Raw genomic sequence first — 13,028 nt, 5'->3', positions numbered from 1 at the left:
ATTATGGATTATTTCGACTATTCATATAAACATAATTACATAGAGTTTAGCAGTAACATATATAGAGTTGGCACATATCATTACAACTGGCATAGTGAGACGGAGATTCTTATTTTATTAAAAGGCCAAATGGAAATGAGTTGTAATGGTGAGGCATTTACGATGGAACCACTTGATGTGGTCATTATCTCTCCTCAAGTGGGACATGCCACATTAGCTTTGGAAGAGGATGTCATTGCCTTTGTCATGCATGTAGGAAATGAATTTTACCAACAGTATGATCCAGATTTTGGTGCCTATCAATTTGTATTGCGTTCAGATAATAGTACTCGTCATAATCAATTCTTTACAACCTTACGGCATCATGCAGCTATGACGATGTTGTTGATGACTAAAGGTGAAAGCCCGGTACATCGAATGTGGATAGAGCATCATTACTTAGCATTGGCTGGGGATGTATTTAGAGAGTTTGATCCCATTAAAAAGATTCATGAAAATGCTAGACCTGGTGATATGAAACCAGCAACGTTCGATAAAATGATTGCCTATATTGATGAGCATTATGAGCAGAAAATAGAGTTGGAAGATATTGCAAAAATTGGGGGCTATAATGTTGCCTATACATCTCAGTTCTTTAAAAAGCAAATGGGTATTTCTTTTGTTGAATATGTTTTGCGTTTGAGACTTCGAGAGGCTACCCTTTGTTTAATTAACACCGATACGGCTGTGGCACGAATTGCGAGTGATTGTGGCTTTGCCGATGTTAAAGCTTTTAATGTGGCTTTTAAAAAGCATTTCCGCATAACACCAACAGAGTATCGCAAACAAGTAAAGAATATTGGGCGTAAAACGACATTGCAAGACTGGAAGGAAATTATTTCTGTAGAAAATCAAGATGTTCTAAATCTACTGCACTCATTCTTATCCTATGAAGATGATTCACGAGCGAAGGATGAGTTAGAATTCATGAGTAAAAAGTTAGAATATTTGAAAGAGAAGTTAGCTGATGTTGTAAAAGACTTATAATTAATTCCGTATATTTTGATAGAATATATATCTTCATAGCCTAGGGCGCATTAGCAAAATATTAGCAAATATTTTTGATACATATATAAACGTTAGAATTGGGTGATTTTCTATATAAAAAATCATCAAATAGTTACCTAAAAAGCACTACTGTTGATAAGTAGTGCTTTTTTTGTACCTTTTATGGGGGCGGATTTATAGATTGTCGTGAAATCAAAATATAATAAATCAAAAGAAAATCATCGTTTTATGTAAGGTTTACTAGAAAAATTATCTTTTAATTTGGATAGTTAGATTCCTTAAAATGAGTAGAATATACTTCATCAGGTATTACAAACAATCGTAAATTAATCATTTTGGAGGATATAATGAATCAAGTAAAATTTATGGAAAACGTAGGTAAAGTTGCAACAGTTACAGCTGTAGCTATGTATGTATCTTACTTCCCACAAATTATGAACAACTTAGCACATCCAGGTACTGGTGATTGGATCCAACCTTTAGTAGCAGCTATCAACTGTACATTATGGGTGTTATATGGTTTGTTTAAAGAACATAGAGATATTCCAGTAGCATTAGCCAATGCACCAGGTATCTTCTTCGGTTTAGCAGCAGCAATTACAGCTCTTATGTAATTTTTAATTAAGTGTAATAGTAACAGTAATGTGTATATCAACATTTTAGCAGGCTTAATAGATAAAAATTAAGTTACTGTTGACCTTAGTTAAATATATATATCATAATAAATGCATCCCTTGAATTTCTAAGGGATGCATTTTTTATGTAAATAATTGATAGGTACTTGTTTGACTTTATAAGGGGTGTTACGTTGTTATGGATTACTTTCACTATACCTATAAACATAATCATATAGATTTTAATAGTGATATATATAAGGTTAGTACATATCATTACAACTGGCACAGTGGTGTGGAAATCCTAATTTTGTTAAAGGGTAGAATTGATATGAGTTGTAATAGTGAGGTTTTTACTATGGAGCCTCTTGATACAATTATTATTTCTCCTCAAGTAGGTCATGCTACGTTGGCCTTAGAGGAGGATACGACTGCTCTTGTTATTCATGTAAGTAAGGAGTTTTTCCAATATTTTGATCCTAACTTTGGAATGTACCAATTTGTATTGCGCTCAGATAAAACTAATCGGTATAATCAATTATTTACGTCCTTACGTCATCATGCAGCGCAAATGATGTTACTAATGGTGAATGGTGAAAGGCCTGATTGTCAATTACGGTTGGAGAGTCACTATTTAGCCTTGATTAGTGATATATATCGTGAAATTGATACGGTTAAGACTACCCCTGTACATACAAAGCCTGTTGATATGACTGTAGCTACCTTTGATAAAATGATTGCTTATATTGATGAAAACTATCAGCAAAAGATTGAGTTAGAAGATATTGCTAAAATTGGCGGTTATAATGTGAACTATACATCTCAGTTTTTTAAACGCCAATTAGGGGTTTCCTTTTTAGAGTATTTATTGCGGTTGAGATTACGAGAGGCTACAGTTCGTTTGGTTAACTCTGAAGATGGAGTGGCACATATTGCAAGTAGCTGTGGTTTCGCAGATATTAAAGCCTTTAATGTAGCTTTCAAGAAACATTTCCATACAACACCATCTGAATATAGAAAGCAAGCAAAAGAGATGGGACGTAAGACAAAATTACATGATTGGAAGGAAATTATTTCTACAAAGGAAGAAGATATTATAGATATTTTACAAACTTGTTTACCCTACCAAGATGAATCTATCAATAAGGATAGATTAGAGGAGGCTAATCAAAAGTTAAAGGCTGTTAGAGAACAACTTGAGCTGGTTATAAGAAATTTACAATCATAATTTTCATTGTTATAATACTTTGTAGTTAGTTATAATTTTATGATTTTGAAAATTAAAATTAAGGTAGATATACAATCATTAGGTATAGGTGATTTTGTATATTTGATAAGCATATAAAAATAAATGATGAAAGAGCACTTCCTTTTGATAGGTAGTGCTCTTTTTTGTATTTCTAGATAGGTGTAATTGTATATTTTAGAGGGGTGAAAATATAATCATATAGATGGTTTTGTATGAAATTACTGTTTTTTTACAAGCAAAAACAACTTGTAAATTGGATAGTTATATTCTGAAAAAAGAGTACAATGAAATCATCGAAAGGAACTAAGGTTCCGAAATAGAAGTTATTGAGTCTTAAATAATGAAGTCCTTTTGGAGGTTTGCGATGAGTACGAAGGAACAACAAGTACAAGAAATGACTAATAAGATAGCTAATTTCATTTCTTATATGGCAAAGGTATTGCCTGATGATGTACAAGAAAAAATTCATGAATTGGCGCAGGATGAAAAAAATCCTATGGCCAAATCTATTTATGAGACAATGCAACATAATATGGATTTAGCAGCTCAGCTTAATCGTCCTTCTTGTCAGGATACAGGGGTCTTACAATTTTGGGTAAAGGTTGGATCTAATTATCCATTACTAGGAGAATTAGAAGATATTCTAAGAGAAGCAACCTATAAGGCTACACAAGAAGCTCCATTACGATTGAATTGTGTAGAAACCTTTGATGAATTTAATACTGGTAAAAATATTGGCCTCACTGCACCTTATATTCACTGGGATATCATTCCTGATCGCGATGATGTAGAAATCTTCCCTTACATGGCTGGCGGCGGTTGCTCCTTGCCAGGGTCAGGTAAAACATTGATGCCAGGCGAAGGCTATGAAGGTGTTGCTAAGTTTGTTCTTGATTTGATGACAAGCTATGGATTGAATGCGTGTCCTCCACTATTGGTAGGTGTAGGTATTGCTACAACTATTGATACTGCGGCTGATTTATCTAAAAAAGCATTAATGCGTCCTGTATCTTCAAAAGCACCTAATGAAAAAGCGGCTTATATGGAACAATTGTTAGAGGATGGAATTAATAAGATTGGTATTGGACCTCAAGGTATGGGTGGGGATAAAACTGTATTAGGTGTTAACATTGAACATGGTACACGTCATCCATCTGTTATTTCTTGTGCTGTCAGTGTAGGTTGTTGGAATCATCGTCGCGGCGATCTCGTATTTGACAAGGATGGTAATTGCACAGTTAAATCTCATAAAGGAGTGACATTATAATGGCTAAGAAAATATTAACTACACCTATTCAACAATCTGATTTAGCAGGCATTAAGCCCGGCGATGTGATTTATTTGACTGGGCATATTACAACTTGTCGTGATATGGGGCATCGTCGTGTGGTGGAAGAAGGTCAAACGTTACCAGTTGACGTTAAAGATGGTGCTATCCTTCACGCGGGCCCAATTATTCGTACTATAAGCGATAATGAATTTGAAGTAGTATCTGTAGGACCTACTACATCTATGAGAATGGAAAAATTCGAATATGACTTTGTTAAGAAGACCGGTGTCCGTCTCATTGTAGGTAAAGGTGGGATGGGCCCTGAAACAGCACGTGCATGTAAAGACTTTGGCGCACTACACTGTGTATTCCCTGCAGGCAATGCAGTTCTTGCTGCTACAGAAGTCGAAAAAGTAGAATCTGCTAATTGGCGTGAATTAGGTATGTGTGAGACTTTGTGGACTTTTAAGGTAAAAGAATTTGGTCCGCTTATCGTATCTATTGATGCAGATGGCAATAACTACTTTGAAAATAAAAAAGTAGAATACAATGCGAAAAAAGAAGAGGTGTTAGAAGAACTCTATAAACACGTAGGCTTCATTAAATAATTGCATTGTGAAATGTAACTAAATAGGAGGATTATACGGATTTTGTACAATCCTCCTTTTTTGCACCCTTTTTTAGGTATATTACACGTATTAGGAGGTATATATGGATACGAGTGTAATGATAACTCTTGGCTTCTTGGTATTTGCCATCGTCATGTTTGCGTGGGAGAAAATTCCATTGTCTATTACCGCTATGATCGTAGCTGTAGGCTTGCATCTAAGTGGAGTTTTATCTGCTAAAGAAGCATTTGCCGGTTTTGTAGATCCAAACGTTTTACTATTTATGGGCATGTTTGTTATTGGTGAAGCCTTCTTTGCAACAGGTGTTGCTGTAGGTGTAGGTAATGTAGTTCATAAGTTTGCTAAAACTGAAACATCTTTACTTGTTGCAGTTATGATGATTACAGGTATTTTATCTGGTTTCTTATCTAATACTGGTACAGCTGCTGTACTGATTCCTGTAATTATCGGTATTTGTAAAAAGAGTGGTTTTAAACAAACTAAATTATTGATGCCTCTTGTATTTGCTGCAGCTATGGGTGGTAATATTTCTCTTATCGGTGCGCCTGGTAATATGATTGCGCAAGCAGGTTTACAACAGGCAGGCTTAGGCTCCTTTGGTTTCTTTGATTATGGTCTAGTAGGCTTACCAATCCTTATCGTAGGTACTATATTCTATGCTACAATTGGTAAACGTTTCTTACCAGATGCTCCAAGTCATCAACCAGATGGAGCCTTTGAAGGCAATGACGATTATAGCCATGTACCGTCTTGGAAAAAATGGACTGCTGCAATTGTATTAATTTTGACAGTTGTTGCTATGATCTTTGAAAAACAATTAGGTGTAAAACTTTATGTAAGTGCCTGGATAGGTGCTCTTGTATTAGTTGCTACTAATGTTATTAGTGAAAGTGCAGCTGTTAGATCTATAGATATGAAAACAATCATGCTCTTCGCTGGCTCTATGGCCCTTGGGGACGCAATGGTTAAAACAGGTACTGGTTCTGTAATTGCAGATCTTATCGTAAACAGCCTTGGTGCTAGTCCATCTCCAATTGTTGTTCTAGTAGTAATCTTTGTGCTTGGTGTATTCATGACGAACTTCATGTCTAATACTGCTACCTGTGCATTATTGGTACCAATCGGTCTTAGCTTAGCATCTCAATTGGGATTCGATCCAAAAGCGGTGCTTGCAGCTATCGTAATTGCTAGCTCCTTAGCGTATGCTACCCCAATTGGTATGCCTGCGAATACTATGGTATACAACATTGCTGGTTATAGCTTCATGGATTATGTGAAAGCTGGTTTACCACTTATTGTTGTATCTAGTATAGTAGCACTCGTATTATTACCAATCTTATTCCCATTTTAATGAGATAATATAAGTTTTTTAGAAAGAGCTCTAATGTATGCTGCATTAGGGCTCTTTCTCATATGTGCAATAGGTAGTGATAAACGTATTAGATAATATAATTTAGCTATTAGATGTTTTAGATGTATTATACGTATTATACGTATTTGACGTATTAGATTTTCTATACGTCTTAGGCATCTTAGATCTATTAGATATATTGCTAAAATTGTTAAGGATTAATATTAGACATACGTAATACTTTCATATATAATAGATTACTGTAGTTGTACAAATATACATCTGCAGTAGACAATTAACATTAAATAGTAAATATTAGATAATATGTTTATAGTTGTTATATAGTTGATAGATGGCCATGGTGCCGAGGAGGCTTTATGTTAAGCGATATTGAGATTGCCCAACAGAATGAGATGGAGAAGATTCAGGTTATTGCCGATAAATGTGGTTTAACACCTGATGATATTGAACAATATGGTCATTATAAAGCGAAGATTTCTTTTGATGCTATTCGTCGCTTAGAATCTAAAGCTGATGGTAAATTAGTGCTCGTTACGGCTATTACACCGACGCCAGCAGGTGAAGGGAAGTCTACAACGAGCATTGGTCTTGTACAAGGCTTACAAAAAATTGGCAAAAATGCGATTGCCACATTGCGTGAGCCATCCTTAGGTCCTGTATTTGGCATTAAGGGTGGTGCAGCAGGTGGCGGTTACGCTCAAGTTGTACCGATGGATGATATTAATCTTCATTTTACAGGTGATATGCACGCTATTACAGCAGCTAATAATTTATTGTCCGCGATGATCGACAATCACATCCATCAAGGTAATGAATTGCAAATCGATTTGCGTCAACTTTCTTGGACTCGTGTTTTAGATATGAATGACCGTGCACTTCGCAACGTAACTGTAGCACTTGGTGGCAAAGTGTGCGGTTTCCCACGAGAAGATCACTTCATGATTACTGTTGCTTCTGAAATCATGGCTATTCTTTGCTTGGCTAAAGATCTAGAAGATTTAAAAGAACGCTTTGGTCGTATCGTTATCGGCTGTAATTTAGCAGGTGAGCCTGTTTATGTTCATCAACTTGGTTGCCAAGGTGCGATGGCCCTTCTTATGAAAGATGCCATAAAGCCGAATTTAGTACAAACATTAGAACATACACCAGCTATCGTTCACGGTGGTCCATTTGCTAACATCGCTCATGGTTGTAACTCCATCGTAGCTACAAAGCTTGGCCTTAAATTAGGCGATATCGTAGTTACTGAAGCTGGTTTCGGTGCTGACTTAGGGGCTGAAAAGTTCCTCGACATTAAATGTCGTTACGGTGAAATTTTCCCTGATACAATTGTAATCGTAGCTACATTGCGTGCTCTTAAAATGCATGGTGGTGTGCCTAAACAAGAACTTAGCACTGAAAATGTTGAGGCCGTTACGAAAGGTTTCAGCAATTTGCAAAAAGCTATTGAAAACATGCGTTACTTCAATGTGCCTGTATTGGTAGCAATTAATAAATTTGCTACCGATACCGATGCAGAGATTGCTGAATTGACTCGTCTCTGTGATGACTTTGGTGTACCTGTAGAGCTCAATGAATGTTGGGAAAAAGGCGGCGAAGGCGGCATTGATATGGCTAAAAAAGTCGTTGAATTGCTTGAAGGTTCTAAACCAACACCTAAATTTGTATATGCTTTAGAAGATAGCTTAGAAGAAAAGGTAAATAAAATCGTTAAAACCATTTATGGTGGCGATGGCGTTATCTTTACAGATAAAGCTAAAAAGCAAATTAAACAATTAGCTGATTGGGGCCTTGATCGTTTACCTGTATGTATGGCAAAAACACAATACTCCTTATCTGATAATCCAGCTTTATTAGGTGCGCCAAAAGGATTTACTATCACCGTATCCGATATTCGTGTTGCTAATGGAGCAGGCTTTATCGTATGCCGTACGGGCGATGTAATGGTTATGCCTGGTCTTCCTAAACGTCCTGCCGCTCTTAATATGGATATCGAAGCAGATGGTACGATTAAAGGTTTATTCTAATATAAATTCCTTGTAGTAGACAATTTTTTTACTGCCGATTGGTAGTGTCTACTTTCACTAGTTTATATATTGTGTTACCTGTATATTTTTATAGAAATGACAAAGCGATAACAAGGATAGCTTGTTATCGCTTTTACATGAGGTCTTGTTATGAATTTAGTAGAACAACGTGTTGTAGATTTTGTAGCAGCTACTGCATCTAAAGAACCAACTCCAGGTGGTGGGGCCATTGCGGCCTTAACGGCTGCAACTGGTGCAGCATTAGCTGAAATGGTGGCGAATTTAACCTTTAGTAAAAAGGGATATGAAGATGTTCAATCTGAAATGAAAGATCTTCAAGCTAAAGCGGAATCTATTCGTAATCGCATGCTCGAATTATCTCAAGCTGATGCAGATGTATTTAATATCTTTATGAATGCCTTAGGTTTGCCAAAGAATACAGATGAAGAAAAGTCTAAACGTATTGCCGCTATTCAACAAGCTTATAAAGATGCTGCGATGGTTCCCTTTGAAATCGGCGAGTTAGCTTATCAAATCTTTGATTTAGCAGCGTTAGCATCTAAAAAAGGTAATCAAAATCTTATTACTGATGGTATTATTGCTGCAATCAATGCTCGTGCTGCAGTAAAGGCGGCATTCCTAAACGTACGTATTAATTTATCCGGTATTAAAGACGAAGCATTTGTAGCTGATATAACCACAAAAATGAAGGCTATTGAAACAGGTTTAGATGATAAAGAAGCGGCAATTATAGCGTTATATGTATAGCCAGCTCAAAATAGCAGATTAAAATAGCAGATTAAAATAACAAGATATACGACTGTATATACTAATAAATAATACTTTTAAATAATACTTTAAGTGAATTCGAACTATTGAGGATTTTAAAAACCTAATGTTCGGAAAAATTTAAAAGAGAACTTATTATTTCTTTTAAAAATAATGAGTTCTCTTTTTTCTATTGTTAAAATCCGAACGATAGTGTAAAATGAATGGGTGTTATTTCGAGGTTTGATGTAGGAGACATTATGACAGATCAAAAACAAATGAATACGGTCGATAGTATGTTGCCAATACCACAGCTCTTTGCCTTTGGTTTACAACACGTACTGGCCATGTATGCAGGTGCCGTTGCTGTACCTATTATTGTGGCACAGGCCATGAACTTACCTATGGAAGATTTGATTCGATTAATTACGGCGGACTTATTTACCTGCGGTATTGCCACATTAATCCAAACATTAGGTTTTGGTAAAATTGGTGGACGTATTCCGATGATCCAAGGTGTTACCTTTGCTTCTGTTGGACCTATGGCCATGATTGGCGCTCAGCATGGTATGACTGCTATTTATGGTGCTATTATCGTAGCCGGTTTATTTACCTTTTTGATAGCGCCATTCTTCAGTCGTCTTATTCGCTTATTCCCACCTGTAGTTACAGGTACAATTATTACCATTATCGGTATTAACTTGATGCCAGTTGCTATTAATTGGATGGGTGGCGGTGTAGGTAATCCTCAATTTGGTAGTTTTACCAATATTGGACTAGGATTTCTTACCTTCTTAATCGTCGTATTTGTTTATAAATTTGCCAAAGGATTCTTTAGTAATCTTTCTGTACTAATTGGTTTGATTGCAGGTACAGCGATTGCGTTTGCCATGGGTGTTACAAACTTTGATGAAGTTGGTCATTCCCACTGGATTGCGTTTATTGAGCCTTTCTATTTCGGGTTACCAACCTTTGATTGGGCGTCTGTACTTTCCATGATTATCGTAATGCTCGTAGTTATGGTAGAAACAACTGGTGATAGTATCGCTATTGGTGAAATCGTAGATAAGCCAATTGGTCGTAAAGAACTTGCTTCTATTATTCGTGCTGATGGGGTATCTACAATTATTGGTGGTATTCTTAATAGCTTCCCTTATACAGCATTCGCTCAAAACGTTGGTCTTATTGCCGTAACAGGTGTTAAGAGCCGCTTTGTTGTAGCTGCATCGGGTGTAATCTTGATTTTATTGGGGTTATTCCCTAAATTAGCGGCTATCGTAGCTAGCATTCCGAATGCCGTGTTGGGTGGTGCTGGTATTGCCATGTTCGGCATGATCGTTGCTAGCGGTATTCGTTCCTTAGGCAAGGTTAGCTTTGAAGGCAATCATAATTTAATGCTCGTAGCTATCAGTATTGGTGTAGCTATGATTCCAATTGCAGCGCCAAACTTTTATGCTAATTTCCCTGCGTGGGCACAAATTATTTTAAAATCTGGCATCACTTTCGGTAGTATTATGGCAATATTGCTTAATTTACTACTTAATGGTGTTAATCGTGGTGACGAAATTAAAGAAATGGGTCGTCGATAAAAATTACTAAAAAAGAACTCTGTTCCTTGGAGCAGAGTTCTTTTTTAGTGATTAAATTCACAGGAAATTTGTGTGAATACTATGCTATAATAGATAGATAATTGTAGAATAATTTTGTGATGCTTTCAGTAACATGAAAATTATAAAAATGACTGCAATTACATGTTGAAATAAAGTTATGTATATATGGTATGTTCCCATAAGAAGGGAAGGGTTACATGGCAGACGGAAAAATTATTGCTATCTCCATTAGTGAGAGAAAAGGGCAAAAGAAACATAATATTGAATCCGCTAATCTTATCGTAGATCATGGTATGGAAGGTGATGCGCACGCAGGCAATTGGCATCGTCAAATCAGCTTGCTTGGTATTGCAAGCATCGATCATATGCGTGCCCAAGGAGCGGATGTAAAACCTGGTGATTTTGCAGAAAATATCACTGTTGAAGGTATGGTGCTTTACGAATTGGCTGTAGGCACACAATTACGAGTTGGTAAGGATGTAATTCTTGAAATTACTCAAATTGGTAAGGAATGTCATCATGGCTGTGAAATCATGAAACAAGTAGGATCTTGTATCATGCCTACACAAGGCATCTTTGGCAAAGTCCTTAAAAATGGTACGATTCACGTAGGTGATGAAGTATCTATTATCAAATAACTTAGTCGGATAAACGAGGTGTGTTATGAAAGACGCATGGGGCCGTACAATTGAATATGTACGTCTGTCATTGACAGATGCGTGTAATTTTTGTTGTCCCTATTGTCGACCTGCTGAAATTACACCTCAAAGTCAGACACAATTATTATCAGTTGATGAATGGATGACTATTTTAGGTGCCTTCCATCGTATCGGCGTGAAAGCGGTACGTTTAACTGGTGGCGAGCCATTACTATATCCTCATATTGAAGAGCTTTTAACTCGTATCAAGGATACTGGTTGGTTTGAAGATATATCTATGACTACTAATGGTAGCTTGCTTGCATCTCGAGCACAACGATTGAAAAAACTTGGTTTGAATCGAGTGAATATCAGTCTAGATTCTCTTGAAAGTGATGCCTTTGCCACTTGTGTAGGTAAAGAGGGGCAGCTAGATTCCGTATTAGATGGTATTCGCAGTGCTATTAGCGAGAATTTTAAATCAGTAAAGATTAATACCGTATTATCTCGCCATTGGTCTGATGATGAAGTTAAATCTTTATTACAGTATGTAGAAAAGTGGCCTGTTGTATGGCGTTTTATTGAATATATGCCATTCCAAGGCGATGCGTTCCATGGTCCAACCTTTGATGAATGGAAGGCTCAATTAGAACGTGTTAGTGGAGGTCCGCTTACAGAAGTACATTCCGTTTATGGCTTTGGCCCTGCTACGTATTTAGCGCTACCAAGTGGAAAGGCTGTAGGATTCATCTTTTCTATGTCTCATAGCTACTGCGATACATGTAATCGCGTTCGTCTTACATCGGATGGGCAAATGCGTTTATGCTTGTTGCGTGATGATGAGGCTGATCTTGTATCTCTTGTGCGCAATGGTGCGACCGAGGAAGATTTAGCTTTGCATATTGAACGTGCATTGCAACGAAAGCAAGAACGTCATGATGGCGTAGGTATGGAACAACCAGAACGTCCTATGTGGCGCATTGGAGGATAATATGGGATTTTTTGATTTTCTAAAACCAAGATCAAAGGAACATATTGAAGAATGTTGGCCTGGTGGCAAGATGCTTCAAGTCCATATAGAATACGATACAAAATCTGCTGTCATTACCTACAAGGGACGTTATGGATTGCAATTTAATGTGCCAAAGGCTGATGTGACAAACATTATTATTAAAGAGGTAAGTCGTACGCATAGTGTTCTTCAACTATATAGTGGTACTGACTGCGTAGGAACTAGTGATATTCTCCCTACGGAGGCTTGTAATACGATGAAGGATTGGCTAGGACGATATTGATGTATATGTTTTATAGGAATGTAATAAATATTCTTTACATTCCTATAAAATAGGCATATAATTAGTCGTGTCATGGACCACTAGCTCAGCTGGCAGAGCACCTGACTCTTAATCAGGGTGTCCAGGGTTCGAACCCCTGGTGGTCCACCAAAATAAACCCGCACTTTGGTGCGGGTTTTTCTTGTTATTGCCTTTGTTTTATCCGTCTATAATCTATTAGTAATATTGGGAGTACTGTAATGAAACTAGATGACGTTATGACTACACAAGAGGCTGGTGAAAGATGGAATGTACCAGCTGATTCTATCAAGCAATGCTGTTTAAAAAGATATGCAAATAAACAATTTACCGATGATGAAGCTAGAAAGTCGGGCAAAAATTGGCTTGTAACTCGTCAAGGAATGGAAAGACTATATGGTGAAGAAATGGATCGTCACATATAATGTATATATTTTTGACATCATTTTGACATCATTTTATAAAAAAATATATAGAAATATAGGTGAGTA

13 protein-coding genes and 1 tRNA gene are annotated in these 13,028 nt (G+C 36.7%); all 14 read left to right on the top strand.

The window, feature by feature from the left end:
- Positions 1 to 3 precede the first annotated feature (3 nt).
- The 14 genes from VRHSUH10_RS03610 (at position 4) to VRHSUH10_RS03545 (ending at position 12,962) form a co-directional block, all read left to right on the top strand.
- Complete coding sequence (locus VRHSUH10_RS03610; RefSeq protein ID WP_105089478.1) at positions 4 to 1,026, top strand: AraC family transcriptional regulator; 1,023 nt, start codon at positions 4 to 6, stop codon at positions 1,024 to 1,026.
- Positions 1,027 to 1,394: 368 nt separating this feature from the next.
- Positions 1,395 to 1,661 (top strand): SemiSWEET family transporter, encoded by a 267-nt coding sequence (locus tag VRHSUH10_RS03605; RefSeq protein WP_105089477.1) that lies wholly within the window; start codon positions 1,395 to 1,397, stop codon positions 1,659 to 1,661.
- A gap of 199 nt (positions 1,662 to 1,860) precedes the next feature.
- Positions 1,861 to 2,889 carry an AraC family transcriptional regulator gene (locus VRHSUH10_RS03600; protein ID WP_105089476.1) on the top strand — a complete coding sequence of 343 codons (1,029 nt, stop codon included), beginning with the start codon at positions 1,861 to 1,863 and terminating at the stop codon, positions 2,887 to 2,889.
- 385 nt (positions 2,890 to 3,274) lie between these two features.
- Complete coding sequence (gene ttdA / locus VRHSUH10_RS03595; protein ID WP_105085995.1) at positions 3,275 to 4,177, top strand: L(+)-tartrate dehydratase subunit alpha; 903 nt, start codon at positions 3,275 to 3,277, stop codon at positions 4,175 to 4,177.
- Entirely contained in the window at positions 4,177 to 4,788 is a 612-nt protein-coding gene (gene ttdB / locus VRHSUH10_RS03590) for a L(+)-tartrate dehydratase subunit beta (protein ID WP_105089475.1), read from the top strand. Before ttdA ends, ttdB begins: the two co-directional genes overlap by 1 nt.
- A gap of 103 nt (positions 4,789 to 4,891) precedes the next feature.
- The gene (locus VRHSUH10_RS03585; protein ID WP_105081995.1) at positions 4,892 to 6,160 is read left to right on the top strand and encodes an SLC13 family permease; all 1,269 of its coding nucleotides are present in this window, start codon (positions 4,892 to 4,894) and stop codon (positions 6,158 to 6,160) included.
- Between the two features lie 377 nt (positions 6,161 to 6,537).
- Positions 6,538 to 8,208, top strand: coding sequence for a formate--tetrahydrofolate ligase (locus VRHSUH10_RS03580; protein WP_105089474.1), 1,671 nt, complete (start codon positions 6,538 to 6,540; stop codon positions 8,206 to 8,208).
- Between the two features lie 150 nt (positions 8,209 to 8,358).
- On the top strand, positions 8,359 to 8,976 hold the full coding sequence (locus VRHSUH10_RS03575; protein WP_105089473.1) for a cyclodeaminase/cyclohydrolase family protein: 618 nt from the start codon (positions 8,359 to 8,361) through the stop codon (positions 8,974 to 8,976).
- Between the two features lie 260 nt (positions 8,977 to 9,236).
- Complete coding sequence (locus tag VRHSUH10_RS03570) at positions 9,237 to 10,565, top strand: nucleobase:cation symporter-2 family protein (RefSeq protein ID WP_105089472.1); 1,329 nt, start codon at positions 9,237 to 9,239, stop codon at positions 10,563 to 10,565.
- Between the two features lie 218 nt (positions 10,566 to 10,783).
- Positions 10,784 to 11,224, top strand: a complete 441-nt coding sequence (locus VRHSUH10_RS03565; protein WP_105089471.1) for an MOSC domain-containing protein — start codon at positions 10,784 to 10,786, stop codon at positions 11,222 to 11,224.
- 25 nt (positions 11,225 to 11,249) lie between these two features.
- Positions 11,250 to 12,215: a GTP 3',8-cyclase MoaA gene (gene moaA / locus VRHSUH10_RS03560; RefSeq protein ID WP_105089470.1), complete on the top strand. Its 966-nt coding sequence runs from the start codon at positions 11,250 to 11,252 to the stop codon at positions 12,213 to 12,215.
- A gap of 1 nt (position 12,216) precedes the next feature.
- Entirely contained in the window at positions 12,217 to 12,519 is a 303-nt protein-coding gene (locus tag VRHSUH10_RS03555) for a hypothetical protein (RefSeq protein WP_105089469.1), read from the top strand.
- A 74-nt stretch (positions 12,520 to 12,593) separates the two neighbouring features.
- A tRNA-Lys gene (locus tag VRHSUH10_RS03550) sits at positions 12,594 to 12,669 on the top strand.
- 89 nt (positions 12,670 to 12,758) lie between these two features.
- Entirely contained in the window at positions 12,759 to 12,962 is a 204-nt protein-coding gene (locus VRHSUH10_RS03545) for a helix-turn-helix domain-containing protein (protein ID WP_105089468.1), read from the top strand.
- Positions 12,963 to 13,028: the final 66 nt, after the last annotated feature.

Source organism: Veillonella sp. T11011-6 (assembly GCF_002959755.1).
Lineage (GTDB): Bacteria > Bacillota > Negativicutes > Veillonellales > Veillonellaceae > Veillonella.
Note: the sequence above shows the minus strand (reverse complement) of the source record. Positions and strands in the feature narration are given on the sequence as shown.